This window comes from Mizugakiibacter sp. (genome assembly GCF_039680435.1).
Classification (GTDB): domain Bacteria; phylum Pseudomonadota; class Gammaproteobacteria; order Xanthomonadales; family Rhodanobacteraceae; genus Mizugakiibacter.
On record NZ_JBDKSX010000141.1, the window covers coordinates 50,028 to 76,428 of the forward strand.

The 26,401-nt window shown below is 70.6% G+C and carries 19 protein-coding genes; 6 read left to right on the forward strand and 13 right to left on the reverse strand.

The window, feature by feature from the left end; translation table 11 throughout:
- The first annotated feature begins 50 nt into the window (after window positions 1-50).
- On the forward strand, window positions 51-1,208 hold the full coding sequence (locus tag ABFC67_RS15095) for a P1 family peptidase (RefSeq protein ID WP_346738856.1): 1,158 nt from the start codon (window positions 51-53) through the stop codon (window positions 1,206-1,208).
- Between the two features lie 11 nt (window positions 1,209-1,219).
- Here ABFC67_RS15095 and ABFC67_RS15100 read toward each other — a convergent pair whose 3' ends face one another.
- The 7 genes from ABFC67_RS15100 to ABFC67_RS15130 are packed head-to-tail and all read right to left on the reverse strand — an operon-like array spanning window position 1,220 to window position 11,720.
- Window positions 1,220-3,265 (reverse strand): S9 family peptidase, encoded by a 2,046-nt coding sequence (locus tag ABFC67_RS15100; RefSeq protein ID WP_346738857.1) that lies wholly within the window; start codon window positions 3,263-3,265, stop codon window positions 1,220-1,222.
- A complete protein-coding gene (locus ABFC67_RS15105; RefSeq protein WP_346738858.1) occupies window positions 3,262-5,808 on the reverse strand; it encodes a CehA/McbA family metallohydrolase in 2,547 nt (848 codons plus the stop codon). Before ABFC67_RS15105 ends, ABFC67_RS15100 begins: the two co-directional genes overlap by 4 nt.
- A 4-nt stretch (window positions 5,809-5,812) precedes the next feature.
- On the reverse strand, window positions 5,813-7,159 hold the full coding sequence (locus ABFC67_RS15110) for an acetyl ornithine aminotransferase family protein (protein WP_346738859.1): 1,347 nt from the start codon (window positions 7,157-7,159) through the stop codon (window positions 5,813-5,815).
- A gap of 14 nt (window positions 7,160-7,173) precedes the next feature.
- Window positions 7,174-7,959: a CoA-transferase gene (locus ABFC67_RS15115; RefSeq protein WP_346738860.1), complete on the reverse strand. Its 786-nt coding sequence runs from the start codon at window positions 7,957-7,959 to the stop codon at window positions 7,174-7,176.
- The gene (locus tag ABFC67_RS15120) at window positions 7,956-8,810 is read right to left on the reverse strand and encodes a CoA-transferase (protein WP_346738861.1); all 855 of its coding nucleotides are present in this window, start codon (window positions 8,808-8,810) and stop codon (window positions 7,956-7,958) included. Before ABFC67_RS15120 ends, ABFC67_RS15115 begins: the two co-directional genes overlap by 4 nt.
- Window positions 8,807-10,390 (reverse strand): aldehyde dehydrogenase family protein, encoded by a 1,584-nt coding sequence (locus ABFC67_RS15125; protein WP_346738862.1) that lies wholly within the window; start codon window positions 10,388-10,390, stop codon window positions 8,807-8,809. The genes ABFC67_RS15120 and ABFC67_RS15125 overlap by 4 nt, the downstream gene beginning before the upstream one ends.
- A 10-nt stretch (window positions 10,391-10,400) precedes the next feature.
- Entirely contained in the window at window positions 10,401-11,720 is a 1,320-nt protein-coding gene (locus ABFC67_RS15130; RefSeq protein ID WP_346738863.1) for an aminotransferase class III-fold pyridoxal phosphate-dependent enzyme, read from the reverse strand.
- Between the two features lie 105 nt (window positions 11,721-11,825).
- On the opposite strand from ABFC67_RS15130, the gene ABFC67_RS15135 reads away from it, so the two are divergent.
- The 5 genes from ABFC67_RS15135 to ABFC67_RS15155 all read left to right on the forward strand — a co-directional run bounded on the left by ABFC67_RS15135 (window position 11,826) and on the right by ABFC67_RS15155 (window position 19,877).
- A complete protein-coding gene (locus ABFC67_RS15135; RefSeq protein ID WP_346738864.1) occupies window positions 11,826-12,644 on the forward strand; it encodes an IclR family transcriptional regulator C-terminal domain-containing protein in 819 nt (272 codons plus the stop codon).
- Window positions 12,637-13,839, forward strand: a complete 1,203-nt coding sequence (gene pcaF / locus ABFC67_RS15140) for a 3-oxoadipyl-CoA thiolase (protein WP_346738904.1) — start codon at window positions 12,637-12,639, stop codon at window positions 13,837-13,839. The genes ABFC67_RS15135 and pcaF overlap by 8 nt, the downstream gene beginning before the upstream one ends.
- On the forward strand, window positions 13,836-15,233 hold the full coding sequence (locus tag ABFC67_RS15145) for a M20/M25/M40 family metallo-hydrolase (RefSeq protein WP_346738865.1): 1,398 nt from the start codon (window positions 13,836-13,838) through the stop codon (window positions 15,231-15,233). Before pcaF ends, ABFC67_RS15145 begins: the two co-directional genes overlap by 4 nt.
- A gap of 97 nt (window positions 15,234-15,330) precedes the next feature.
- The gene (locus tag ABFC67_RS15150) at window positions 15,331-17,355 is read left to right on the forward strand and encodes a sulfotransferase (protein WP_346738866.1); all 2,025 of its coding nucleotides are present in this window, start codon (window positions 15,331-15,333) and stop codon (window positions 17,353-17,355) included.
- A 125-nt stretch (window positions 17,356-17,480) separates the two neighbouring features.
- Window positions 17,481-19,877, forward strand: a complete 2,397-nt coding sequence (locus ABFC67_RS15155; protein ID WP_346738867.1) for a TonB-dependent receptor — start codon at window positions 17,481-17,483, stop codon at window positions 19,875-19,877.
- A gap of 352 nt (window positions 19,878-20,229) precedes the next feature.
- On the opposite strand, the gene ABFC67_RS15160 is transcribed toward ABFC67_RS15155, so the two are convergent.
- From ABFC67_RS15160 to ABFC67_RS15185, 6 genes are all read right to left on the reverse strand, one after another.
- Entirely contained in the window at window positions 20,230-20,463 is a 234-nt protein-coding gene (locus ABFC67_RS15160) for a hypothetical protein (RefSeq protein WP_346738868.1), read from the reverse strand.
- 138 nt (window positions 20,464-20,601) lie between these two features.
- Window positions 20,602-21,780: an acetyl-CoA C-acyltransferase gene (locus ABFC67_RS15165; RefSeq protein ID WP_346738869.1), complete on the reverse strand. Its 1,179-nt coding sequence runs from the start codon at window positions 21,778-21,780 to the stop codon at window positions 20,602-20,604.
- Between the two features lie 298 nt (window positions 21,781-22,078).
- The gene (locus ABFC67_RS15170) at window positions 22,079-23,236 is read right to left on the reverse strand and encodes an isovaleryl-CoA dehydrogenase (RefSeq protein ID WP_346738870.1); all 1,158 of its coding nucleotides are present in this window, start codon (window positions 23,234-23,236) and stop codon (window positions 22,079-22,081) included.
- Between the two features lie 188 nt (window positions 23,237-23,424).
- Window positions 23,425-24,528 carry a Glu/Leu/Phe/Val dehydrogenase dimerization domain-containing protein gene (locus tag ABFC67_RS15175; protein WP_346738871.1) on the reverse strand — a complete coding sequence of 368 codons (1,104 nt, stop codon included), beginning with the start codon at window positions 24,526-24,528 and terminating at the stop codon, window positions 23,425-23,427.
- A gap of 234 nt (window positions 24,529-24,762) precedes the next feature.
- Window positions 24,763-25,083 carry a hypothetical protein gene (locus tag ABFC67_RS15180; protein ID WP_346738872.1) on the reverse strand — a complete coding sequence of 107 codons (321 nt, stop codon included), beginning with the start codon at window positions 25,081-25,083 and terminating at the stop codon, window positions 24,763-24,765.
- A 460-nt stretch (window positions 25,084-25,543) separates the two neighbouring features.
- Complete coding sequence (locus ABFC67_RS15185) at window positions 25,544-26,344, reverse strand: M48 family metallopeptidase (RefSeq protein WP_346738873.1); 801 nt, start codon at window positions 26,342-26,344, stop codon at window positions 25,544-25,546.
- Window positions 26,345-26,401: the final 57 nt, after the last annotated feature.

Below are 26,401 nucleotides of genomic sequence, written 5' to 3' on the forward strand. Positions count from 1 at the left end.
CCGGTGAGGGGATAGACTGGCGCGACGAACGGCCGCTTTCCGGAGTATCCATGTTCCGTCTCCGCCTCGCGCTTGCGTTGTTCTTCCTCTGCGGCCTTGCCTCCGCCGCCGAGCCGCGCGCCCGCGACCTCGGCGTGCCGTTCGACGGCACGCCCGGGCCGCTCGACGCGATCACCGACGTCGCCGGCGTCACGGTCGGCCAGGTGACCCTGATCGAAGATCTCCCCAACGGCCACAAGGTGCGCACCGGCGTCACCGCGATCCTGCCACGCGGGCGCGACAGCTACGACCTGCCGGCGTTCGGCGCCTGGTTCGCGCTGAACGGCAACGGCGAGATGACCGGCACCGCCTGGCTGGAGGAATCCGGCCAGCTCGAAGGCCCGGTGATGCTGACCAACACGCACAGCGTCGGCGTGGTGCGCGACGCGGTGATCGCCGAGCGCGTGCGCGCGGGCGGCGCGGACGCTTCCGGCTACTGGTGGTCGCTGCCGGTGGTGGCCGAGACCTGGGACGGCGAGCTCAACGACATCAACGGCTTCCACGTGCGCCCCGAGCATGCCGCGCAGGCCCTGCACGAGGCGAAGGGCGGGCCGGTCGCCGAGGGCAACGTCGGCGGCGGCACCGGCATGATCTGCCACGAGTTCAAGTGCGGCATCGGCACCGCCTCGCGGCGCGTGCGCGTCGGCGACCGCGACTACACGCTCGGCGTGCTGGTGCAGGCCAACTACGGCCTGCGCGACAGCCTGCGCATCGCCGGCGTGCCGGTCGGCAAGTACCTGCGCAACGACCGCATCTACAGCGCGCCGAACCCGGCCGCGGGCGACACCGGCTCGATCATCGTGGTGGTCGCCACCGACGCGCCGCTGCTGCCGCACCAGTTGAAGCGCATCGCCAAGCGCGCCGGCATGGGGCTGGCGCGGATGGGCAGTTACGCGGGCAACGGCTCCGGCGACATCTTCGTCGCGTTCTCCACCGCCAACGCCGGCGCGCTGCGCGACCAGCCGCTGCAGCAGGCGAGCTTCATCGGCAACGACCACCTCGACGGCCTGTTCGAGGCGACCGCGCAGGCGACCGAGGAGTCGATCGTCAACGCGATGGTCGCCGCGCGCGACATGCGGGGCGACGGCGGGCATTACGCCAAGGCGATCTCGCACCCGGAACTGATCAAGCTGCTCAAGCGCTTCGGGCGTTACCAGCCGCCGCGCTGACGCCGCCGCGCTCATGGGTCCGCACCGGCGGCCTTGAGGAAGCGGTCGTACCAGTCGAGGTTGCGCTGCATGCGGTCGCGCAGGTAGCTCGGCACCGTGATGCCGTGGTGCTGGCCGGGATAGACCACCAGCTCGGTCGGCACCTTCAGCGAGCGCAGCGCCTGGTACATCTGCTCGGCGCCGATGCAGGGCACGTTGAAGTCGCGCTCGCCGCACTGGAACAGGGTCGGCGTGGCGATGCGGTCGGCGTGCAGGAACGGGTAGCTGGCGCGGTCCCATGCCTCGCGGTTGCCCCACGGCGTGCCCAGCTCCAGCTCGTACTCGCGCGCGTACTCGTCGTCGCCGTACATGCCGTACATGTTGCCGGTGCCGGCGCCGCTGATGGCCGCCTTGAAGCGCGCATCGCGCGCGATGATCTGGTCGGTGAGGATCGCGCCGTAACTCCAGCCGCCGATGCCGAGGCGAGCGGGATCGGCGATGCCGAGCTGCACCGCGTGGTCGACGCCGGCGAGCACGTCCTGCGCGTCCTTGTTGCCCCAGTCGGCATAGATGGCCCGCGCGAAATCGAAACCGCGGCCGGAGCTGCCGCGCGGATTCACCGCCAGCACCGCGTAGCCGTTCGCGGCATAGACCTGCCAGTCGGGCATGAACTCGCGGCTGAACTGATAGACCGGGCCGCCGTGGACGCGCACGATCGTCGGGTAGCGGCGGCCGGGCACGTAGTCGAGCGGCTTGACCAGCAGCGCGTCCAGCGCGGTGCCGTCGGCGCTGCGGAAGTGCAGCGCCTCGGCGGGCGCCAGGCGCTTGTCGCGCAGCCAGCCGTTGTGGTCGTCGAGCGCGCGCAGGCGATCGCGCTCGACCGCGGCCAGCGCGTAGGGGTGCAGGTCGTCGCCGCCGAGCACGACGATGCGGCCGTTGGCCGCCACGTCGAAATCGACGTCGAAGCGGTCGCCGCCGGTCAGCGCGGCGACCTTGCCGCTGCGCAGGTCGATGCGCGACAGGTGCGTGACCTCGGCCTGCTCGACCAGCGCATAGATGCTCCTGCCGTCCGCCGACCAGCGCGGCTTGGTGAAGCAGCGGTCGATCGGCGCCGGCAGCGTGGCCTTGCCGCTGGCGACGTCGATCACCGCGAGCTGCCATGGCGCGTAGTAGATCCACTTGTCTTCGCCGCTTTGCAGGTAGGCGATGCGCGTGCCGTCGGGGCTCCACGCCGGACGCGTTTCCCAGTACGGATCCAGGTCGGAGCCGGGGAAGGTGGTGAGCTGGCGTTCCTGCGCGCCGGCCTGCGCGGCGATCACGTAGATGTCGTAGTTCAGGTGCCGATCCGGATCGGCGCCGCGCTTGGTCACGTAGGCGATCCACTTGCCGTCAGGCGACCATGCGGGAAGCTGCTCGTCGTGCGCGCCCGGCGTCAGCAGCGTGGCCTTGCCGCTGGCGATATCGGACAGGTACAGATGCTTGTGGCGGCGGTCGAGCCAGCCGCTGGCGTCGTCCTTGAACTGGAAGCGATCGGTGACGATCGGCGGCGGGTTCTTCGGTTTCTTCGCGCCGGGCGGAAACTCGGGATCGAAGGCGATCAGCGCGAGCCGCCTGCCGTCCGGCGACAGCACGAAATCCTCGACGCCGCTCGGGAAGTCGGTGAGCCGGCGCGCCTCGCCGCCGTCGGCGGGCATCAGCCAGACCTGGGTCGTCGCCTCGTCGTCATCCTGCGCGGCGTCGCGCTTGCGGTCGGACAGGAACGCGATCCACTTGCCGTCGGCCGACCACTGCGGCTGCGACTCGCTGCTGTCCGGCGTGTGCGTGAGCTGGGTGCGGCCGCTGCCATCGTAGCGCACGCGCCACAGGTCCGACTGCGGCTGGTCGCGCTCGAGGTTGGCGATGGTGACGGTGTAGGCGACGAAGGTGCCGTCGCGCGACAGCGCCGGCTCGCCGACGTCGGCGAGCCGGCTGATGTCGGCGACGGTGAAGCGCGTGTCGTCCGCGCGCGCCGGCGCATGCACGGCCGCGAGCAGCGGCGGCAGGACCAGCAGGACCAGCAGGCGCCCGAGCCGGTTCATCGGGCACCGTGCGGCGGTTCGGACCCCTGTGCGCCGGTCGCCAGCGCGCGATACGCGTCGCGCGCCCGGCCGAGCTCGTCGAGCGTCGCGCGCTTCTCCTCGGCGGTGTTGTAGTCGTCGCGCGCGGCGGCCGCTTCGATGGTGCGCGTCAGCCAGTCGGCGAACCAGGCCGCATCGGCGCGCGCGCTCGGCGCGCGCACGTGGTCGCCCAGCCAGACCGGGTTGGTGGTGGCGTACGGGTACAGGTCCAGCACCTCGGGATCGGCGCCGTCGTTCCAGGCGCGCAGCAGCACCCAGCCGCCGGCGAGGTCGAGCTCGCCTTCGGCATCGAGGCTGCGGCGGTCGCCGCGCAGCGCGAACGCCTTCACCACCTTGCCGTTGTGCACAAGCTCCAGGTGATCGACCGCCACCGGCGAGCGCAGCGCGACGCGGTAGTGGTGCCGGTCGGCTGCGGCCAGCGTGTCGCCGGGCTTCGCCTCGTCGAGCAGCAGCCCCAGCAGCGGGCCGTTGCTGGCGAAGCCGTGGCCCGCCTTCAGCGCCGCCATCGCCGCGGCCGCATCGCGCTTGCCGCCGGTGTCGAGGAACACGCGGTTCAGGCCGACCGGGCCGCGCAGCGAGGCGTAGTTCGCCATGGCGTCGGTGCCCGCGCCGGTGGGCAGGTGGAAGCCGAGGTTGAGCAGGCGATACCAGACCTGCGCGGTCGACTTGTGGTCGGAGAAGCCGACGATCTCGATGTAGTCCACCTTGCCCTGGATCACGTCCGCGGGCAGTTCGTCGCTGAGCGTCGCATCGTGCGCGGGGTCGGGCAGGGTGTCGAACGGGTGCACGTAGCCGACCAGCGCGCCCTGTGCGTGGGCGAGGTCGGCGACCGCGCCGTTGGTCGGGTACGGGCTCGCCATCGCGGTGTGCCGGTAGGCGGAGAAACCCGGCATCAGCAAGTGGTCGCGCAGGCCGAGCAGGCCGAGATGCCCCCAGAAGCTGGTGTGGTATTCCTGCCCGTGCAGCACCAGGGTCCGCGCGGTGCTGGCCGGATCGGCATCGGTGCGGAACGCGGCGATGTCGGGGAAGCGTTCCTCCTTGTTGACCACGAGGTCGTAGGCGAGATCGAGATCCTCGGCGCGCGCCTGCCGCGCGAGGTTGGCCGGCGTGTTGCGGTAGTGGCCGCCGTAGTTCATGTGGATGTGCAGGTCGGCGCTGATGAAGTCGCCGAACGCAGCGGGCAGCCGCTGCGGCCGCAGCTGCGCGCGCAGCGCCGTTTCGCGGTTGGCGGCGAGGCGGACCGTCTCGCGCCACGGCGCGTAGGCGAAGCCGTGCTGCACCCAGATCGAGGCCTTGCCCGCCGGCACGTCCAGCGCGCAGGGCGGCGCGCAGTGGAAGTAGTGCGTCTCGGCCGACTGCAGCGCGCGGTCGAAGCCGTCGTCGGCGTGCATCCAGGCGGCGTCCGGCGCATAGGCGCGGCCGTCGCCCGCGAGCACCGCCACGCGCGCCGGCGTGCGCTCGCCGCGTTCGTCGACGATGTCGAGCACCAGATGCGCCTGCGGCAGCCGGGTCACGCGCCGCTTCGGCACGACGTCGCGCGTCGCGCCGCCCAGCGCCTCGACCACGCGCAGCGCGGTGTTGCCGTCGCGGTTGTCGATGTAGGCGATGCGGCTGCCGTCGGGCGACCAGCGCGCGTTGCGGCGGTCGAAGTCGCCGAAGGTCAGCGGCAGCGGCGCCGCGCCGTCGGGCGTGGTCAGCCAAAGCTGCTGCCACTGGCGGCCGTGGTAGCTGGCGTAGAGCAGGCGCTTGCCGTCCGGCGCAAGTTCCGGACGCGCGCTCCAGCTGGTTTCCTCACTGAGCACCTTGCGGCGCTGCGTCGGATCGTCCACCGGCACCGACCACAGGTCGCCGGTGCCCCAGGCGATCTCGGGATTGCTGACGTAGTAGAGCGTCCTGCCGTCCGGCGACCACGACGGGTTGATCGCGTGGTCGAACGCGGAATAGTAGTAGCGGTCGAGCGCGCTCTTGCGCTCGCCGAGCAGCATGCGGGCGCCGTGCAGGCCGCTGGCGTCGAGGTCGGCGACGAACAGGTTGAAGTGGCCGCTGCCCTGCGTCGACACCCAGACGATGCGCGTGCCGTCCGGCGACAGCCGCGGTTCGACGTTGACCGCACCGCCCGAAGTCAGCCGCTGCTCGCGGCCGCTGGCGAGATCCAGCCGCCACAGCTCGATCGCGTTGCCGTCGTAGCGCGCGAACACCACGCTGCGGCCGTCGCGCGCGGCGTCCGGCTGGTAGTCGTAGGCGCGCGCGGCGTGGGTCAGCTCGGTGGCGGTGTCGTCGCCGAGGCGCTGCCGCCACAGCGAGCCGCCCATGCTGTAGATGAGCGTGTCGCCATCGGGCAGGAATGTCGCCGACGAGGGCCCGGTGGTGAGCTGCGGCAGGTACAGCTCGCGCCAGTAGTAGCTGTGCGGCAGGTCGACCTGCTTGAGCACGGGCTCGCGCGCGGCCTGCGCCGCGCCCGCGAGGAGGATGAGGGCGAGCAGGGCGGCCAGGCGGCGCGACATGGCGTCAGCTCCCGCTCAGCGCCTGGTCGAGGCTGAGCCGCAACAGTGCGATCGCCTCGTCGACCTCGCCGGTGCTGACGTTCAGCGGCGGCATGAAGCGCACCGTGCTGGTGCCGCAGGAGAGCAGCAGCAGGCCGTTGTGGAAGGCGCGCGTGACCACCGCCTCGCACAGCGCGCGCGCCGGCGTGCGCTCGGCGTCGCGCTCGATCAGCTCCATGCCGATCATCAGGCCCTTGCCGCGCACCTCGCCGATGCAGGGATAGTCGCGCGCCAGCTCGGCGAGGCGCTGCATGAAGTGCGCGCCGACCCGCACGGCGTTGTCGGCGAAGCCGCCGGCGACCAGGTCGAGCGTGGCGTTGGCCGCGGCGCAGGCGAGCGGATTGCCGCCGTAGGTGTTGCCGTGCGCGCCGCGCTTCCACTGCGACATGATCGAGCGCTTCGCCACCACCGCGCCGATCGGCAGGCCGGAACCGAGGCCCTTCGCCAGCGTCATGATGTCGGGCGCCACGCCCCAGTGCTCGCAGGCGAACATCTTGCCGGAGCGGCCGACGCCGGCCTGCACCTCGTCGAAGATCAGCAGGATGCCGTGCTGGTCGCACAGCGCGCGCAGGCCGGCGAGGAAGCCGTCCGGCGGCACCAGGTAGCCGCCTTCGCCCTGGATCGGCTCGACCAGGATCGCGGCGACTTCCGCCGCCGGCACGCTGCGCTCGAACAGCATGCGGATGTAGTCGAGCACCGCCTGGCCCTGGTCGGCGCCGGCGAACAGCGGCCGGTACGGATTGGGGAACGGCACGTGCGTCACGCCCGGCATGGTCGGCGCGAAGCCGAGCTGCTGCGTGTACTTGCTGGAGGTGAACGACAGCGAGCCCATGGTGCGGCCGTGGAAGCCGCCGAGGAAGCCGAGGTAGCGCGGCCGCCGCGTCACGTAGCGCGCCAGCTTCAGCGCGCCTTCCACCGCCTCGGTGCCGGACTGGCACAGGAAGCTCATCGCCGGCTCGCCGGCCAGCGTGCGCATCGGCGCCAGCCGCGCGAGGCGTTCGCCCAGCGCCGTCATCTGCTCGTGCCAGTAGTCGCTGGAGATGTGCAGGAACTTGTCCGCCGCGTCCTTCACCGCGGCGACGACCTGCGGATGCGCGTGGCCGGTCGAGCACACCGCGATGCCGGCGGCGAAATCGAGGAAGCGGTTGCCGTCGACGTCCCAGACCTCGGTGCCGCGGCCGTGCGACATCACGAACGGGTAGTCGCGCGGATACGAGGGCGAGGTCACCTCGGCGTCGCGGGCGATCAGCGCCTGGGCCTTCGGGCCGGGCAGGGCGGTCTGGATGTGGACGGACTTCGGTGCGGCGTTCACGTCGGTGCTCCGGTTCAGAGGGGAATGCGCACGGGGCGGGCGTGCGCCTCGCGGGTGCGCGCGTTCAGCGCGCGCAGGGTGTCGAGTTCGAGCGCGCTCGGCGCGGCGATCGTGTCGATGTGGTCGGCGACCGCCAGCGGCCAGCCGACCGCGGCGCGCGCCTCCTCGACGCTGGCGCCGGCGAACAGAGCGACGAGCTGCAGCTCTTCGCTCTGCGGGTGCGGCGCCAGCATGCCGAAGTCGGTGATGACCGCGCGCGGGCCGCCGCCGGGCGCGCCGCTGCGCGCGCGCGCGCCGTGGCCGTCGAGGTAGCCGGCGCTGGTGCGGAAGTCCAGGCGTTCGACGAAGCTGCGCTTCGATGCCTTCAGCATCACGAACACCTGCTTGGCGTGCAGCGCGATTTCCGGCGCGCCGCCGGCGCCGGGCAGGCGCGTCTTCGGTGCGTCGTAGGGGCCGATCACGGTGCTGTTGATGTTGCCGTGGCGGTCGATCTGCGCGGCGCCGAGGAAGCCGACGTCGACGCGCCCGGCCTGCAGGTAGTGGCTGAAGACCTCCGGCAGCGGCACCACGCAGGCCGCGGTCGCGGCCAGCTCGCCGTCGCCGATCGACAGCGGCAGCACGTCCGGGCGCGTGCCGATCGTGCCGGACTCGTAGATCAGCACGATGTCCGGCGCGTGCGTCAGCCGCGCGAGGTTGCAGGCGGCGCTGGGCAGGCCGATGCCGACGAAGCACACGCAGCGGTCGCGCAGCAGGCGCGCGGCGGCGACCGTCATCCATTCGTCGCGCGTGCAGGCGTTCATGCGGCCTCCTGCTGCAGGCCGGCGAGGAACGCGCGGTGGTCGCGCGTGCCGAGCACGTGTTCCTCCATCCAGCCGAGGAAGGTGCCGCGCTCGCGCGCAATCCCGTCCCAGTGCCGATAGAAGGCGTTGTCGCGCGCGTAGTGGCCCTGCGCGTAGGACGGATACGCGCCGCCGCGGCAGTGCACCACCGCGCCGACGACCCAGTGCGGCAACACGATGGCGTTCATCGCCGGCGGCAGCGCGTCGACGATCTCCTCGACGGTGACGACCAGCGTCTTCGCCGCCAGCGCGGCCTCGCGTGCCGCGCCGACGATGCCGTCGATGGCGACGTTGCCGGCGCGGTCGGCGCGCTGCGCGTGCAGGATGGTGACGTCGGGGTTGAGCGCGGGCACGGCCGCGAGCATCTCGCCGGTGAACGGGCATTCGACGCGGCGGATGTTGGGGTTGTGCGCGGGCAGGTCGGTGCCGACGTAGCCGCGCAGCATGCCGAACGGCAGCCGCGCCGCGCCGGCGCAGAACGCCGCGGCCATGCCGGCGTGGCTGTGCTCGTCGAGTTCGAGCGGGTGCGGCCACTGGTGCTCGACCGCGTCGCGCAGGCGATGCAGCGAGCCGACGCCGGGATTGCCGCCCCAGGAAAAGGTGAGCTTGCGCGCGCAGCCCATGCCGATCATCTGGTCGTAGACGAGATCCGGCGTCATGCGGATCAGGTGCAGGTCGCGCCTGCGCTGGCGGATGATCTCGTGCCCGGCGGCGAACGGGATCAGGTGGGTGAAGCCTTCCAGCGCGACGCTGGCGCCGTCGGCGACGTAGTGCTCGATCGCTTCCGCAAGCGACAGGATCGCCGCGCTCATTCGACCACCGTGCGCGACTGCTCGCGCAGGTATTGCGCGAGGTAGTAGAACGAGGCGATCGCCTTGCCGGTGGAGCCCGAGCCCTTCCAGCCGCCGAACGGCTGGTAGCCGGGCCAGGCGCCGGTGGTGGCGCCCTGCGGGCGGTTGGCGTAGGTCACGCCGGCCTCGATGTGGTCGTGGAACCAGGCCACCTCGTCGGCGCCGCCGAAGAAGCCGGCGGTCAGGCCCATCGGCGTGTCGTTGGCCAGCCGCATCGCCTCGTCGCGGTCGCGGTAGCGGTGCAGCGTCAGGATCGGCAGGAACATCTCGTGTTGCCACAGGGGGTGGGACAGGGGCACTTCGGCCAGCAGCGGTTCTACGTAGTAGCCGCGCGCCAGCGCAGGATCGCCGCCGCTGCCTTCGCCGAGCTGCGCGCCGCCGCTCAGCAGGCGCGCGCCGCCGTCGCGCAGCTCGCTGGCGTAGCGCGCGTAGCTGGCGTAGGCGTTGGCGTTGATCACCGGGCCGAGCCAGAACTCGCGCCGGCGCGGATCGCCGATGCGGATCGCGGCGATCTGCGCCTGCAGGCGCTCGATCAGCGCGTCGGCGACGCGCTCATGCACGTACAGCCGCGACAGTGCCGAGCACTTCTGCCCGCCCATGCCGTAGGCGGACCGCACGATGCCGGCAGCGGTGCGCTCGAGGTCGGCGCGCTCGGTGACGATGCACGGATTCTTGCCGCCCATCTCGGCGATGCACGGCCGCGGATACGCGCCGCCGGCCATCTGCTGCATCAGGTGCCGTCCGACCGGCACCGAGCCGGTGAAGGTGATGCCGGCGGTCAGCGGGTGCTGCACCAGCGCCTCGCCGATTTCGCGGCCGGAGCCGGACAGGTAGTTGAACACGCCCGGCGGCAGCCCGGCGTCGCGGATGCAGTCGGCGAGCAAGCGGCCGGCCCAGGGCGTGTCGCTGGCGCCCTTCAGCACCACCGTGTTGCCGGTGATCAGCGCCGCCGCAGTCGGCCCGCCGGCCAGCGCCAGCGGGAAATTGAACGGCGCGATCACCACCCACACGCCGTAGGGCCGCATCACGCTGGCGTTGTGCGAGGCGAAACCTTCGATCGGATCGTCGGGCAGCGCGTGCGCGTAGCCGGCGTGGCGCTCGAAGTCGTCCGCATAGTGATGGAAGAAATCGACCGTCTCCTGCGCCTCGCCGAGTGCCTCCATGCGGTTCTTGCCGACCTCGAGCACCATGGCGGCGGCGATGTCGTAGACGCGCTCCGCCATGATCTCGCCGACGCGGCGCAGCAGGCGCGCGCGCTCGGCGACCGGCGTCGCGCGCCAGGCCGGGTACGCCGCGTGCGCCGCCGCCATCGCCGCGTCGACGTCGGCCTTGTCGGCCAGCGCGAACTCGCCGAGGCGCAGGTCGCGGTCGAACGGGCTGCGACGCTCGATGCGCTGCGCGGCGTCGCGGTCGGCGCCGCCGATGAACAGCGGGTGGCGCGCGCCCAGCGCGGCTTCGGCGCGCACCATGGCCGCATCGAAGCGCTCATGCATCGCCTCGGGCGGGCTGTACATGGTGGCGTAGGTGAGGCGGAAGCTCATCGGCGTCTCCTCAGGAAGCGGAAGGGAAGAAGCGCGCCAGCAGGCGATCCAGCAGCGCCAGCGCGTCGGCCAGCGCCTGCTCCTCGATCACCAGCGGCGGCGCCAGCAGGATCAGGTTGCCGCGTGTGGCGAAGGACACGCCCTCGGCCATCGCCGCCTCGACCAGTGCGCGCAGCGCCGGCGCGGCCTGCGGCCACGGCGCCAGCGGCTCGCGCGTGGTGCGGTCGGCGACCAGTTCCAGCACCGCGAACAGGCCGTGGCCGCCGCGCACGTCGCCGATGACGGCGTGGCGCGATTGCAGCGCCTGCAGTTCGGTCAGCATGCGCGCGCCCAGCGCGCGCGAGCGCGCGATCAGGCCCTCGTCCTCGTAGGCGCGCAGCGCCGCCAGCCCCGCCGCGCAGGACAGCGGATGTCCGCAGTAGGTCAGGCCGGTGTAGAGCATCTCGTGTTGCAGCCTGGCGGCAACCGCGGCCGACAGCACCACCGCGCCGAGCGGCAGGTGCGCGCCGGTCAGGCCCTTCGCCAGCGTCATCAGGTCCGGCCGGCCGGCCTCGCCGTGGCGCTGCCAGGCGAACCATTCGCCGCAGCGGCCGAAGCCGCTCATCACCTCGTCGGCGATCAGCCAGACGCCGCGCGCGCGGGTCGCTTCGCGCAGCGCGGGCCAGTAGCTGTCCGGCGCGACGATACCGTTGGTGCCGGCATCGGCTTCCATCAGCACCGCGGCAACCGTCTCCGCGCCGTGGCGATCGATGGTTTCGGCCACGGCCGCGGCCGCGCGCGTTCCGCAGGTCGGCGCGTCCGCGCTGCCGAACGGACAGCGGTAGGCATACGGCGGCGGCACGCGCAGCACGCCGAAGGCTTCGGGATCGGCCTGGGGACGCGTGCGCGCGTCGCCCGAGAGCGCCATGCAGGCGTAGCTGGCGCCGTGGTAGGAACGGTCGCGCGCGATGATGCGGCCGCGCGGCTTGCCGCTGGCCTGGCGCGCGAACTTCACCGCGTTCTCGTTGGCGTCGGCGCCGGCGAGGGTGAAGAACACGCGTCCGCCGTCGAAGCCGGATTTTTCCAGCAGCGCCTCGGCCAGCGCCGCGCGCGGCTGCGCGCCCCAGGCCGAGGTGACGAAGCAAAGCTGCTGCGCCTGCCGGCGGATCGCCTCGACCACGGCCGGGTGCTGGTGGCCGAGGTTGCTGCATTCGGCCAGGCTGCTCATGTCGAGGACGCTGCGTCCGTCCTCCAGTTCCAGCCACGCGCCGCGGCCGCCGACCACGGTCGGCGCCCGCCATTCCGACTGCACGCACCAGCTGTGCAGGACGCTGTCGCGTTCGCTTGCCAAGCGTGTTCCCCCGGATCCGATTTGTTCGATAATCGAACAGGAATTCGTATTGCGAACCCATTGGAAACCTTCTACGCTCGGCCTGTCAATGGACCTCCGTGGCGTATGACAACGACCTCCTTCGAGGACAGCGCGGACTACGTGCAATCGCTGGCGCGCGGCCTCAGGGTGCTGCGCGCCTTCGACCGCGATCAACCCAGCCCCAGCCTGTCGCAGGTCGCCGAGAGCACCGGCCTGTCGCGCGCGGTGGCGCGCCGCCTGCTGCTGACGCTGCAGCACCTCGGCTACGTCGGCAGCCGTGGCCGCAGCTTCTTCCTGACTCCGCGCGTGCTGGAACTGGGCTACAGCTACTTGAGCTCGCTGGACCTGACCGAGCTGGCGCAGCAGAGCATGGAGCTGCTGGCGCAGCGCGTCGGCGAGTCGTGCTCGATGGCGGTGCTGGACGGCAGCGACATCGTCTACGTGCTGCGCGTGCCGGTGCGCCGCGTGATGAGCGTGGCGCTGGGCGTGGGCGCGCGCCTGCCGGCGTTCGCGGCCTCGATGGGGCGGGTGATGCTGGCCGACCTGTCCGAGGTCGAGCTGGCGCGCTGGCTGCGCGCGCAGAAATTCCGCGCCTACACGCCGCAGACGATCCGCACCGCAAGCGCGCTGAAGGCGGAACTGCGACGCGTGCGCGAACAGGGTTACGCGCTGGTCGTGCGCGAACTGGAGCCGGGGCTGTGTTCGATCGCGGTGCCGATCCGCGCCGGCGACGGCCGCGTCGTCGCCGCGCGGAACGTCGGCATGCCGTACAGCGAGGAAGCCCCCGCGCGCGCGGTGAAGCAGATCCTGCCGGCGCTGCGCGAGGCTCAGCAGGCCATCGAGCAGGCGATCCGGCGCGTCGGCTGGCTGCCGCACCTGGCGATGAAGCATGCCTATGAGTAGCGCCTACCTGGTCGACGCGACGCGCACCCCGTTCGGCCGCCTCGGCGGCGCGCTGGCCGGCGTGCGCGCCGACGATCTCGCCGCGCTGCCGATCGCGGCGCTGCTGGCGCGCCATCCCGCGCTGGACGGAGCGGCGCTGGACGAGGTGATCCTGGGCTGCGCCAACCAGTCCGGCGAGGACAACCGCAACGTCGCGCGCATGGCCGTGCTGCTGTCCGGGCTGCCGGAGAGCGTTTCCGCGGTCACCGTCAACCGGCTGTGCGCGTCCGGCCTCGAAGCCATCGGCCAGGCCGCGCGCGCGATCGCCTGCGGCGAGGCCGAGCTGGTGATCGCCGGCGGCGTCGAGAGCATGACCCGCGCGCCCTACGTGATGGCCAAGGCCGACGGCGCCTACGCGCGCGGGCAGAAGCTCGAGGACACCACGCTCGGCTGGCGCCTGGTCAACCCGCGCATGCAGGCCGGCTACGGCATCGACTCGATGACGCAGACCGCCGAGAACCTTGCGCGCGAGCGCGGCATCGACCGCGACAGCCAGGACGCCTACGCCCTGCGCAGCCAGCAGCGCGCCGCGAACGCGCAAGCACAGGGCTGGCTGGCGGAGGAAATCACCGCCGTGCACGCGCCGCGCGGCAGGGAAACGGTCGTCGTGCAGGTCGACGAGCATCCGCGCGCCGATACCACGGCGGCGAAGCTGGCCGCGCTCAAGCCGCTGCTCGGCCCCGGCACCAGCATCACCGCCGGCAACGCCTCGGGCCTCAACGACGGCGCCGCCGCCGTGCTGCTGGCCTCGGAGGCGGCGCTGGCGCGGCACGGCCTCGAACCGCTGGCGCGCGTCGTCGGCATGGCCTCGGCCGGCGTCGCGCCGCGCGTGATGGGCATCGGCCCGGTGCCGGCGATCCGCAAGCTGCTGGCGCGCACCGGCCTCGGCCTGTCCGACTTCGACCGCATCGAGATCAACGAAGCGTTCGCCGCGCAGGTGCTCGCCTGCACGCGCGCGCTCGACCTGCCCGACGGCGCCGATCGCGTCAACGCCAACGGCGGCGCGATCGCGCTCGGCCACCCGCTCGGCGCCAGCGGCGCGCGCCTGGCGATGACGGCGGCATTCGCCCTGCGCCGCCACCGCCAGCGCCGCGCGCTGGTCAGCCTGTGCATCGGCGTCGGCCAGGGGCTGGCCCTGGCACTGGAGCGTCCATGAACCGAACCGCTTCCTTGCCCATCGTCGCTGCGCTGGCGCTGCTGCTGCCGCTGGCCGGCCACGCCGCCGACACGGCGCCGCAGGCCGACCGCACGCTGGGCCGCGAGCTGCTCGGCGAGCTGATCGCCATCGACACCACCGCCGAACACGGCAGCACCACGGTGGCGGCGAAAAAGCTCGCCCGGCGCTTCCTCGACGCCGGCTTCGCGCCGGCGGACGTGCAGGTGGTCGGCGACGATCCGCGCCGGCGCAACCTGGTGGTGCGCCTGCGCGGCCACGGCGGACGCGAGCCGATCCTGCTGCTGGCGCATCTCGACGTGGTCGAGGCACGGCGCGGGGACTGGCACGTCGACCCGTTCGCGCTGACCGAGCGCGACGGCTACTTCTACGGCCGCGGCACCATGGACATCAAGGGCGCCGGCGTCGGCCTGGTCGAGACGCTGCTGCGCCTGCACCGCGAACATTTCGTGCCGAAGGGCGACTACATCCTCGCGCTCACCGCCGGCGAGGAAGACGGCGTCGCCAACGGCGTGCAGTGGCTGCTGGCGCACCGGCCCGAGCTGATCCGTTCTGCCTATTCGATCAACGTCGACGGCGGCGGCCCCGAGATCCGCGGCGGCAAGCCGGCCGTGCTGTCGGTGGAAACCGCGGAGAAGGTCTATCTGAGCTACACCCTGACCGTGCACAACCCCGGTGGGCACAGTTCGCTGCCGACGCCCGACAACGCGATCTATCGACTCGCCAAGGGGCTGGAACGGCTGTCGGCGCTGCAGTTCCCGCTGCGCAGCAACGCGGCCACGCGCGGCTACTACGCGACGCTGGCGAAGGACTACACGGGCGCGATGGCGGCCGACATGCGCGCCGTCGCCCGCGCGCCGTCCGATCCCGCGGCGCTGGCGCGGCTGGCGGCGTCCTCCGCCTACAACAACGCGCAGTTGCGCACGACCTGCGTGCCGACGCTGCTCGCGGGCGGGCACGCCGAGAACGCGCTGCCGCAGATGGCGCGCGCCACGGTCAACTGCCGCCTGCTGCCGGACGAGGACCCGGATCGCGTGGATGCGGCGCTGCGCCAGGCCGTGGCCGACCCCGGCGTCGAGATCGCCCGCGTCGCGCCGCCGCAGCCCAGCCCGCCCAGTCCGGTGGACGAGGCGCTGTTCGCACGAGTCGCCAAGGTGGCGCGCGGGCTCTGGGGGCCGATCCCGGTGTCGCCCTATATGTCCGCCGGCGCTTCCGACAGCGTGTTCCTGCGCGCGGCGGGGATGCCGTCCTACGTCTTCAACGGGATCGCCTACGACGTCGACGACGACCGTTCGCACGGCCAGGACGAACGTATTTTGGTCGATGCCTACTACCGGTCGCTGGAATTTGACTATAGATTGTTAAAGGAACTTTAAGGAGCTGCTGCCGCCCCATGCAACGCGCTGCACACCCGTCGCATCGCCCGACCCTCGGCGCGGACCTGCGCGCCGTGCCGTCGCGGGCGTGCGAACCGTGACGAGCTCGGCCGCCACCGGCACGCTGGAGCAGGCGCTGGCCCACGCGGCGCGCCTGCTGGACAGCAATCCCGCGCTGGCCGCCGAACAGGCGACGGAGATCCTCGCGGTGGCCGCGGGTCACCCAGTCGCGTTGCGACTGCTGGCGGCGGCGCGCGCGGCGCAGGGCGATGTGCTGGGCGCGCTCGGGATCCTCGAACCGCTGGCCGGGGCCCAGCCGAACTGGGCGCTCGCGCACCTCGACCTCGGCCTGGCCCTGGGGCTCAGCGGGCGCGGCCAGGAAGCGATCGACGCGCTGCGTCGCGCGGTGGCGCTGAAGCCCGATCTGCCGCAGGCCTGGCGCGCGCTCGGCGACCACCTCATGGCCGCCGGCGAACACGCCGACGCCGACGCCGCCTACGCCAACCACGTCCGCCATTCCACCCGCGACCCGCGCCTGCTGGCCGCCGCCACCGCGCTGGTCGAGAACCGCATTCCCGAGGCCGAGGCACTGCTGCGCGAGCACCTGAAGCAGGCGCCGACCGACGTCGCCGCGATCCGCATGCTCGCCGAGGTCGCCGCCCGCCTGGGCCGCAACGAGGACGCGCTCAACCTGCTTGCGCGCTGCCTGGAGCTGGCGCCGAGCTTCCACGCCGCGCGCCTGAACTACGCCCTGGTCCTGCACCGCAACAACCAGCCCGAGCAGTCGCTGGCCGAGGTCGAGCGCCTGCTGGCGGTGGATCCGGCCCATCCCGGCTACCGCAACCTCAAGGCGGTGGTGCTGTGCCGGATCGGCGACTACGAGCCCGCCATCCGCATCTATGCCGACCTGCTGGAGCACTACCCGCGCAACCCGAAGGTCTGGATGAGCTACGGCCATGCGCTGAAGACCGCCGGCCATACGCAGCGCGCCATCGCCGCCTACCGCCGCAGCCTGCAGCTCGAGCCGTCCTTCGGCGAAGTCTGGTGGAGCCTGGCCAACCTCAAGACCTTCCGCTTCGACGCCGACGACCTCGCCACGATGCGCCGGCAACTGGCGCGCACCGACCTGGGCGACGACGACCGCCTGCACCTGGAGTTCGCCATCGGCAAGGCGCTCGAGGACGCCGGCGAGTACGAGCCTTCCTTCCGGCACTACGCGCAGGGCAACGCGATCCGCCGCGCGCAACTGCACTACAGCGCCGACGACACCCGCGCGCGCGTGCGCCACATCCGCGAGCGCTACACGCGCGAGTTCTTCGCCGCGCGCGCCGGCGCCGGCAGCCAGGCGCGCGATCCGATCTTCATCGTCGGCCTGCCGCGCGCCGGCTCCACCCTGATCGAGCAGATCCTGGCCAGCCACAGCCAGGTCGAGGGCACGATGGAGCTGCCCGAGGTCACCTCGATCACGCGCGCGCTGCGCGAGCAGGGCGGCGTCGACAGCGACATGCCTTACCACGACGCGCTCGCCGCGCTCGACGCCGACGCGCTGCGCGCGCTGGGCGAGCGCTACCTTGCCCACACCCGCATCCAGCGCAAGACCTCGGCGCCTTTGTTCATCGACAAGATGCCGAACAACTTCATGCACGTCGGCCTGATCCACCTGATGCTGCCGAACGCGAAGATCATCGACGCGCGCCGGCATCCGCTGGCCTGCTGCTTCTCCGGCTTCAAGCAGCACTTCGCGCGCGGGCAGAGCTTCAGCTACAGCCTCGAGGATCTCGGCCGCTACTACCGCGACTACGTCGCGCTGATGGCGCACTTCGACACCGTGTTGCCGGGGCGCATCCACCGCGTCTTCTACGAGCGCATGGTCGAGGACACCGAGGGCGAGGTGCGGCGCCTGCTCGGGTATTGCGGCCTGCCGTTCGAGGAATCCTGCCTGCGATTCTTCGAAAACGCGCGGCCGGTGCGCACGGCGAGTTCGGAACAGGTGCGCAGGCCGATCTATCGCGAAGGCGTGGATCACTGGCAGCACTACGCGCCATGGCTGGCGCCTTTGCAATCGGCACTGGGGTCCGTACTGGAGCGTTATCCCGACGTGCCGGAATCTGAAGCGATCTAGCACTTCCTACTGACGATCATCACAGAGTGGGGGAACCGATGCACAGCACCAAGTTCAGACAACCAGCCAGAACGCAACGGGCGAGGCTGACCCGACTGCCGCTCGCCGCGGCGATCTGTCTCGCCATGACTTCGCCGGCCTTCGCGCAGGACGCCGGCCAGACCCAGGCGCCGGCAACGACGCCGCCCGCGGAGCAGAAGGCCGCGACGCTGGAATCGGTGATCGTGACTGCGCAGAAGCGCACCGAAAACCTGCAGAAAGTGCCGGTCAGCATCCAGGTGCTGGGCACGGAGAAGCTCGAGGAACTGCACGTCAAGAACTTCGACGACTACGTGAAGTACCTGCCCAGCGTCGCCTACCAGACGTTCGGTCCCGGCTTCGCCCAGATCTACATGCGCGGCGTGGCCAGCGGCGGCGACGGCAACCATTCCGGCTCGCTGCCCAGCGTCGGCGTGTACCTCGACGAGCAGCCGGTGACCACGATCCAGGGCCCGCTCGACATCCACATGTACGACATCGCCCGCGTCGAGGCCCTGGCCGGCCCGCAGGGCACGCTGTACGGCGCCAGCGCGGAAGCGGGCGCGCTGCGCATCATCACCAACAAGCCCGACCCGAGCGGTTACGCCGCCAACTACAGCGTCGGCACCAACGCGGTCGACGGCGGCGGCGTCGGCTACACCGCCGAGGGCATGGTCAACATCCCGATCTCCACCAACTCGGCGATCCGCCTGGTCGGCTGGCACGAGCACGATGCCGGCTACATCGACAACACGGTGGGCACGCGCACCTTCCCGACCTCCGGCATCACCGTCAGCAACGCGAAGAACTGTGCGTCGACGCCGCTACTGGAGTGCACCGGGCTGGCCAGGAACAACTACAACGACGCCGACATCACCGGTGCGCGCGCGGCGCTGAAGATCAATCTCAACGACGACTGGTCGATCAGCCCGACGGTCATGGGACAGCGCTCGGTCGTCAACGGCAACTTCGCCTTCGACCCGGCGATCGGCGACCTCGAAATCAACCACTTCTATCCCGAGAAGACGACCGACCGCTGGTGGCAGGCGGCGATGACGGTGGAAGGCAAGATCGGCATTTTCGACGTGACTTACTCCGGGGCCTTCCTGCGGCGCTCCACGGACGAGCACAACGACTACAGCGACTATTCGTTCTGGTACGACACCCTGTACGGCTACGGCGCGTACCTCTACGACAACAGCGGCAACCTGATCAATCCGTCGCAGTACATCCCAGGACTGGACCGCTACACCAAGAAGAGCCACGAACTGCGCATCGCCTCGCCGGCCGATGAGCGCCTGCGCCTGGTCGCGGGCGTGTTCTGGGAGCGCCAGCTTCACGACATCCAGCAGGAGTACAAGGTCAACAACCTGGCCGACAGCCTCTCGACCCCCGGTTGGCCCAACACGCTGTGGCTGACCAAGCAGGTGCGCATCGACCGCGACGAGGCGGTGTTCGGCGAGCTGTCCTACGACCTGATTCCCGAGACGCTCACCGCGACGGTAGGCGGGCGCTACTTCCGTTCCAACAACAGCCTCGGCGGCTACTTCGGCTTCAGCTCCGGGTTCTTCCCGGGCTCCAGCTACGGCGAGGCCGGCTGCATCTCGCCCGAGCCGTTCCACGGCGCGCCATGCCTGGACTTCGACAAGAGCGTCAAGGAAACCGGCTCGCTGGGCAAGGTCAACCTTACCTGGCAGATCACGCCCAGCAAGATGGTCTACGTCACCCGCTCGGAAGGCTTCCGCCCCGGCGGCATCAATCGCCGCGGCACGCTGCCGCCCTACAAGGCCGACTTCCTGACCAACTACGAGGCCGGCTGGAAGACCACCTGGCTGGACAACCGGCTGTCGTTCAACGGTTCGGTATTCAGCCAGGACTGGAAGGACTTCCAGTTCAGCATCCTCGGCGCCAACGGCCTCACCGAGATCAAGAACGCCAACCAGGCGCGCATCAACGGCCTGGAGAGCGAGCTGAACTGGGCGGCCACCTACAACCTGCAACTCGGTGCCGGCCTGGCTTTCTACGACGCCAAGCTGACCGCGAACTACTGCGGTTTCACCGATGCCAACGGCACCCCGGTGACCGACTGCCCGGCCCCGGAAGCGCCGAAGGGCACCCAGTTGCCGGTGACGCCGCGGCTCAAGGGCAACCTGCTCGCGCGCTACACCTTCGACATCGGCGACAAGGAAGCCTTCCTGCAGGCCGCGGCCGTGCATGTCGGCGAGCGCCAATCCGACCTCCGGTTGTACGAACGCAGCCTGCTGGGCACGCTCGACGCCTACACCACGCTGGATCTCTCCGCCGGCATCCGCAAGGATCGTTGGGCAGTGGACGTCTATCTCAACAACGTGTTCGACACGCGCGCGCAGATCAACAAGTACACCGAGTGTGCCGAGGCGGTGTGCGCCGCCCACAACGTGGTGCCGCAATACCCGAACGGACAGGTGTACACCGTCACCAACCAGCCCCGGACTATCGGCATCCGCTTTACCCAGGACTTCTGAGCGGACGGTTGTCTGCCAGGCAGAGGACAAAAAGCCCCGGCGCGAGCCGGGGCTTTTTCATGGGCGGCGCGGGCGATGACGCCGCGCTGTTGCGGGAACCCGCCCCCTGACGCGATTCCGCCGCCGCAGCTCGACACGGTGTCCGTGGAGCCGACGACAGGCCGAACAAAAGAGGTTTCTTGCCGAAGCGGTGGAGCGGCTCCGGTTGCGAACCGCAATGATTGGGGGAGAGGCTTCCGCCGGCATCGTCGCTGCGGCATCGCGGCTGAAGCCGCTCTCGTGGTCGTGGACAAGAGCCAAAAAAAAAGCCGGCCGCAGAGCGGCCGGCTTTCAGCGTACTGTGCCGTTCGGCTCAGTGGCTGCCAGCGGTCGAAGCCGGGGCCGGGGTGGCGGCGGCGGTCGAAGCCGGGGCCGGAGCCGGAGCCGCGGCGGTCGCGGCCGGGGCCGGAGCCGGGGCCTGCTCGGCCGGGGCGGCCGGCTGCGTAGCCGGGGCCTGTTCGGCCGGGGCCTGCTCGTTGTTGCCGCCGCTGCACGCGGCCAGCAGCGCAACGAGCGCGGAAGCAAGAACGATGCGGGTCAACTTCATGGGATTCTCCTTGTGCCGTGGATTGCCAATGGATGGCCGCATTATTAAAGCGCGTTCATTGTTCCGGCGCCAGATGTGCGGCCGATAATTCGCCATTTTCCCGTATTTCGTTTGGCTGGCGTTGGCTTTGAAGCCGGTTCAGACCCGCTCCACCGCAATGGCGGTCGCCTCGCCGCCGCCGATGCACAGGGCGGCGACGCCGCGGCGGGCACCGCGGGCCTCGAGGGCGTGCACCAGGGTGACGACCAGGCGCGCGCCGGTGGCGCCGATCGGGTGGCCGAGCGCGCAGGCGCCGCCGTTGACGTTGAGCTTTTCGTGCGGAATGCCGATGTCGTGCATGGCCGCCATCGCGACTACCGCGAAGGCCTCGTTGATCTCGAACAGGTCCACGTCGGCAGCCTGCCAGCCGACCTGCTTCAGCAGCTTCTCGATCGCGCCGACCGGCGCGGTGGTGAACCACTGCGGCTCCTGCGAGTGGGTGGCGTGGCCGAGGATGCGCGCCAACGGCGCCGCACCGCGGCGCTTGGCTTCGTCCTCCGACATCAGCACCACCGCGGCGGCGCCGTCGGAGATGCTGGAGGAACTGGCGGCGGTGATGGTGCCGTTGTCCTTGCGGAAGGCCGGCTTCAGCGTCGGGATCTTGGCCACGTCGCTGCGGCCCGGCTGCTCGTCGGTCTTCACCTCGACCTCGCCCTTGCGCGTCACCACCTTGACCGTGACGATCTCGGCGTCGAACGCGCCCGACTGCTGCGCCGCCCGCGCGCGCCGGACCGATTCCGTCGCGAACGCATCCTGCTGCTCGCGCGTGAAGCGGTACTTGTCGGCGCACTGCTCGCCGAACACGCCCATCGCCTTGCCGTCGTAGGGGTTGGTCAGGCCGTCCCAGGCCATGTGGTCGACCGCTTCGAAGTTGCCGTAGCGGTTGCCGGTGCGCGAGTTCGGGATCATGTGCGGCGCATTGGTCATCGACTCCATGCCGCCGGCGACGACCACCGCCGCCGAGCCCGCCTTGATCAGGTCGTGGCCGAACATGATCGCCTTCATGCCGGAGCCGCAAACCTTGTTGATGGTGGTGGCGCCGATCGACACCGGCACGCCTGCCGCCAGCGCCGCCTGGCGCGCCGGCGCCTGGCCGAGATTGGCCGGCAGCACGCAGCCCATGATCACTTCCGAGACGTCGGCCGGCCCGACCTGCGCCTGTTCCAGCGCGGCGCGGATGGCGGTGGCGCCCAGCGTCGGCGTGGGCACGCCGGTGAACTGGCCGAGGAAGGAACCGATGGCGGTGCGCTTGGCGCCGACGATGACGATGGCAGACATGGAATCTCCGAAGTGCGTGCACGGCCGCGGCCGCACGGGACATGCCGGCGATTATCGCAGGGGATGCTGCATTGCGGCAAACTGCCGCGTGCGGCAGCGTACGGACGTGATGCACAACGCGTTGCGCCGCATCACCAGACAATGGCGGCGGCCGCCGCGACCACGAGTGGCGTAGGGCGGGCCATAGGGCGGGCTTCAGCCCACCGATCGCGTGTCGCGAAAAGCCCAATGGCGGGCTGAAGCCCACCCACGCTATCCGGCGGAATCAGCCTTTCCGAGTCCCGAGTCCCGACCGTCCTCACGACTTGCCGTGGAACAGCTCGCGGCCGATCAGCATGCGGCGGATTTCGTTGGTGCCGGCGCCGATCTCGTAGAGCTTGGCGTCGCGCAGCAGGCGGCCGGTGGCGTATTCGTTGATGTAGCCGTTGCCGCCGAGGCACTGGATCGCTTCCAGCGTCACCTGTACCGCGCTCTGCGATGCGTGCAGCAGGCAGGAGGCCGGGTCGATGCGCGAGCGCACGCCGCGGTCGAAATCCTGCGCCACCATGTACGCATAGGCGCGCGCCGACTGCAGCGCGGTGTACATGTCGGCGATCTTCGCCTGCATGATGCCGAAGGTGCCGATCGGCGCGTTGAACTGCTTGCGTTCGCGCACGTAGGGCAGGGCGAGGTCGAGCGCGGCCTGCATCAGGCCGATCGGTCCGCCGGACAGCACCAGGCGCTCGGTGTCGAGGCCGCTCATCAGCACGCGCACGCCTTCGTTCACTTCGCCGACGCGGTTCTCGTCGGGAATCTCGCACTCCTCGAACACCAGCTCGCAGGTGTTGGAGCCGCGCATGCCGAGCTTGTCGAGCTTCTGCGCGGTGCTGAAACCCTTCATGCCCTTTTCGACGATGAAGGCGGTCATGCAGCGCGAGCCGGCCGGCTTGTGCGCGGTGCGCATGTACACCAGCAGCACGTCGGCGTCGGGGCCGTTGGTGATCCACATCTTCGAGCCGTGGGCGATCCAGCGGTCGCCCTTCTTTTCGGCGCGACAGGCCATCGAGCCGACCACGTCGGAGCCGGCGCCCGGCTCGCTCATCGCCAGCGCGCCGACGTATTCGCCGGAGCACAGCCCGGGGATGTACTTGCGCCGCTGCGCCTCGTTGCCGTTGTGGAAGATGTTGTTGACGCACAGGTTGGAGTGCGCGCCGTAGGACAGGCCGACCGAGCCCGAGGCGCGCGAGATTTCCTCCATCGCGACCACGTGGGCGAGGTAGCCGAGTTCGGAGCCGCCATACTCGCCGGGGATGGTCACGCCGAGCAGGCCCATCGCGCCGAGCTTGCGCCACAGGTCGTGCGGGAACGCGTTCTCGCGGTCGATCAGGTCGGCGCGCGGCGCGATCTCCTTCTCCGCGAAGGCGTGCACGCTCTCGCGCAGCAGGTCGAGGTCTTCTCCGAGGGGAAACGGGCGCATGTCGGGTTCCGGGCGTCGTCAGTGGGCAGGCGGGTCGCAGCGCTTCGCGGCGGCCGCGCAACAGCGGGATTATGCCGCGACTGGCGCGGCGCCGCTCGCCGCCGACCGGTTTGCGGGTCGTGCGGCGGCGCAAAAAACGAAACCCGGGACGGCCCCGGGTTTCGTCGATGCTGCATCGATGCGGTGACTTACTGCCCGCGCATGCGGCCGAGGAAGCGCGGGCCGTGGTTGCCCATGGTCGGCAGCTTGATCTTGCCGATCGCGCTGATGCGCTCCTCCGCCATGCGGTCGGCGGCGCGGTAGGTCGGGATGCCGTCGCGCTTGGCGATCTGGAAGATGCGCGAGAGGTTGTAGTAGATCGTGCGCATCATGCGCATCGCGCGCTCGCGGTTGTAGCCGTCGATCTCCAGCGACACGTTCATCACGCCGCCCGCGTTCACCGCGTAGTCCGGGGCGTAGAGGATGCCGCGCTTCTCCACCTCGTCGCCGATCGCGTCGGTGGCGAGCTGGTTGTTGGCGGCGCCGCAGATGATCTTCATCTTCAGGCGCGGCAGGGTCTTCTCGTTGACGGTGCCGCCCAGCGCGCACGGGCTGTAGACGTCGGCATCGACGTCGTAGATGTCGTCCAGCGCGACCGCTTCGCAGCCCAGCTCGTCGACGCAGCGCTGCACGGCGTCCTTGTTGATGTCGGTGACGAACACCTTGGCGCCCTGCTCGCGCAGCAGCTTGACGAATTCCATGCCGACGTGGCCGACGCCTTGCACGGCGTAGCTGTACTTGCCGACGTCCTCGTTGCCGAACTTGTGGTTCAGCGAGGCCATCAGGCCCTGCAGCGTGCCGAACGCGGTGAACGGCGAGGGGTCGCCGGAGCCGCCGTGCACCTGGTGCACGCCGGTGACGAATTCGGTTTCGCGGAACACCCACTCCATGTCGTTGACGTCGATGCCGACGTCCTCGGCGGTGATGTAGCGGCCGTTGAGCGAGTTGACGTAGCGGCCGAACGCGCGGAACAGCGCCTCCGACTTGTCCTTGGACGGGTCGCCGATGATCACGGCCTTGCCGCCGCCGAGGTTCAGGCCCGCCACCGCGTTCTTGTAGGTCATGCCGCGCGACAGACGCAGCACGTCGTTGAGCGCCTCCTGCTCGGTCTTGTACGGCCACATGCGCAGGCCGCCCAGCGCGGGGCCGAGTACCGTGTTGTGGATCGCGATGATGGCCTTCAGGCCGGCGTCCTTGCTGTGGCAGAAGACGACTTCCTCGTGACCCGAGGTGGCGATGGTTTCAAAAATCATCGAACGCGAACTCCCGAAATGGCGGCTGCAGGTGGCGCGCGCGTAAAGGCGTGCACGAGAGGTCACCTGAGCTCTCGCGGACAAATGGCTGATTGTCCAAGGAAAGGAAAAGCCCCGGTCGATCCGGGGCTACCTCGTGCGGCGCGCATTCTAGCCCCTCGGGGGATCGAGCGACAGTTCGCAAGGTCCCGGCCGGCGCGCGCCGGGGCGGCGCAAGCGGAAGTCTCGCGACGTTCAATGCACCCAGTAACCGGCGTGGAAGCGCCACGCCGGGCCCTCGTGCACCCAGCGCGCCGGCACGTAGCGATAGCCCGGGCGCGCGTGCACGTAGTAGCCGTCCACCCGGACGTGGCGGCGCACATGGTCGTCCCAGCGCCAGTATCCCGGCACCCAGACATAGCCTGGGCGCACGATCACGCGCTCGACGCGCGGCGGCGGCGGCGCGACGTTGATGCGGACGTCGACGTAGGTGCGCGCGGCGGCGCCGGGCGCGTGCGCCGCGCCGAGCGCAGCGAGGCCGAGGAACGAAGCGAAGACGAGATGACGGATCGACATGGCGGCTCCCGAAGTGTCGCCGCGGCTCTGCGGCGTGCACCCTGGAAAACGTGCCGGCGCCGATGCTGTTGACGGTGCGCGGCGCGGCATTCAGCGCGCGGTCAACGCGGACGCATTTCCGAGGTACTCAGAACGGTAAGCGGACGAGTCGCTGCAGCGCGTGGTGAAACTCTTCCCCTCTCGCCGCGGGGAGAGGGCAGGGTGAGGGGGACGCGCGGAGCGCGCCCGTCGCTATTGCAGAAGCGAAAGCGGCCGTCCTGCGGACGGCACCCCCTCACCCCCGACTCTCTCCCCGCTGGGGAGAGGGAGACAAGACGGCTCGCGAGGCGAATGCGTGCGGACCGTCATCGGTTGGGTGCAAGCCGCGGGGATCTGCGGCGAGGATGGGCGGTACGTGGAAAGTCTCTTCCTCTCCCCCATGGGGGAGAGGAAGCAACAATCGCCGCTTCGCGGCGCGCCGCTACAGCGAACAGTGCGGCGCGTTGCCGGCGGCGCGCGCCTGCTCGAACACCGGCATCAGCTTCGGCGCCTGCTCGGACAGCGTCTTGATGCGGTTGCCCGGCGCCGGATGCGTGGAGAGGAACGCCGGCACGCCGCCGCTGCCGGCGCTCTTCTGCATGTTCTGCCACAGCGTGACCGCCTGGCGCGGGTCGAAGCCGGCGGCGGCCATGTAGCGCTGGCCGAGCACGTCGGCTTCGCTTTCCTGCGCGCGCGACCACGGCAGCAGCAGGCCGACCTCGGCGCCGACGCCGAGCAGCGCCATGGTGCGGCCGGCGTCGTTGCCGCGGGTGGCGCCGTAGACGGTCAGCGCGGCGATGCCGGCCTGCGCGGCCATCTGGTCGGAGAAGCGTTCGGCCGAATGCCGCGCCACCACGTGCGACAGCTCGTGGCCGAGCACTGCGGCGAGCTGATCCTGGTCGGTGGCCACCTTGAACATGCCTTCGTTGACGCCGATGCGTCCGCCCGGCAGGGCGAACGCGTTGGCGCTGCCGTCCTTGACGATCTGCACGTCCCAGGTTTGCCGGCTGTACGGCGCCGGCAGCACGCGAATCAGCGCATCGGCCACGCAGGTCGCGTAGGCGCGCTCGCGCGGTTCGTCGGCGAACTTGCCCTGCTGCCTGAGCTGGTTGAACGCGGCCAGGCCCATCTGGTTCATCTGCGCGTCCGAGACCAGCATCAACTGGCTGCGCCCGGTCGGACTGGTGGCGCAGGCGCCGAGCAGCGCCGAGGCGAGGCCGGCGAGTATCCATGTGCGCTTCATGACGAATCCTCCCTTGGACGGCGTGCCGCCAGCATAGGCCGGCGCGGGTGGCGCGCA

What these genes read in the sequence shown, in the direction of transcription:
- ABFC67_RS15170 (WP_346738870.1), bottom strand. Translation starts at nt 23,236, where the DNA reads ATGCGCCCGTTTCCCCTCGGAGAAGACCTCGACCTGCTGCGCGAGAGC.
- ABFC67_RS15125 (WP_346738862.1), bottom strand. Translation starts at nt 10,390, where the DNA reads ATGAGCTTCCGCCTCACCTACGCCACCATGTACAGCCCGCCCGAGGCG.
- ABFC67_RS15100 (WP_346738857.1), bottom strand. Translation starts at nt 3,265, where the DNA reads ATGAACCGGCTCGGGCGCCTGCTGGTCCTGCTGGTCCTGCCGCCGCTG.
- ABFC67_RS15115 (WP_346738860.1), bottom strand. Translation starts at nt 7,959, where the DNA reads ATGAACGCCTGCACGCGCGACGAATGGATGACGGTCGCCGCCGCGCGC.
- ABFC67_RS15160 (WP_346738868.1), bottom strand. Translation starts at nt 20,463, where the DNA reads ATGAAGTTGACCCGCATCGTTCTTGCTTCCGCGCTCGTTGCGCTGCTG.
- ABFC67_RS15180 (WP_346738872.1), bottom strand. Translation starts at nt 25,083, where the DNA reads ATGTCGATCCGTCATCTCGTCTTCGCTTCGTTCCTCGGCCTCGCTGCG.
- ABFC67_RS15155 (WP_346738867.1), top strand. Translation starts at nt 17,481, where the DNA reads ATGACTTCGCCGGCCTTCGCGCAGGACGCCGGCCAGACCCAGGCGCCG.
- ABFC67_RS15095 (WP_346738856.1), top strand. Translation starts at nt 51, where the DNA reads ATGTTCCGTCTCCGCCTCGCGCTTGCGTTGTTCTTCCTCTGCGGCCTT.
- ABFC67_RS15185 (WP_346738873.1), bottom strand. Translation starts at nt 26,344, where the DNA reads ATGAAGCGCACATGGATACTCGCCGGCCTCGCCTCGGCGCTGCTCGGC.
- ABFC67_RS15105 (WP_346738858.1), bottom strand. Translation starts at nt 5,808, where the DNA reads ATGTCGCGCCGCCTGGCCGCCCTGCTCGCCCTCATCCTCCTCGCGGGC.
- ABFC67_RS15135 (WP_346738864.1), top strand. Translation starts at nt 11,826, where the DNA reads ATGACAACGACCTCCTTCGAGGACAGCGCGGACTACGTGCAATCGCTG.
- ABFC67_RS15165 (WP_346738869.1), bottom strand. Translation starts at nt 21,780, where the DNA reads ATGTCTGCCATCGTCATCGTCGGCGCCAAGCGCACCGCCATCGGTTCC.
- pcaF (WP_346738904.1), top strand. Translation starts at nt 12,637, where the DNA reads ATGAGTAGCGCCTACCTGGTCGACGCGACGCGCACCCCGTTCGGCCGC.
- ABFC67_RS15120 (WP_346738861.1), bottom strand. Translation starts at nt 8,810, where the DNA reads ATGAGCGCGGCGATCCTGTCGCTTGCGGAAGCGATCGAGCACTACGTC.
- ABFC67_RS15145 (WP_346738865.1), top strand. Translation starts at nt 13,836, where the DNA reads ATGAACCGAACCGCTTCCTTGCCCATCGTCGCTGCGCTGGCGCTGCTG.
- ABFC67_RS15175 (WP_346738871.1), bottom strand. Translation starts at nt 24,528, where the DNA reads ATGATTTTTGAAACCATCGCCACCTCGGGTCACGAGGAAGTCGTCTTC.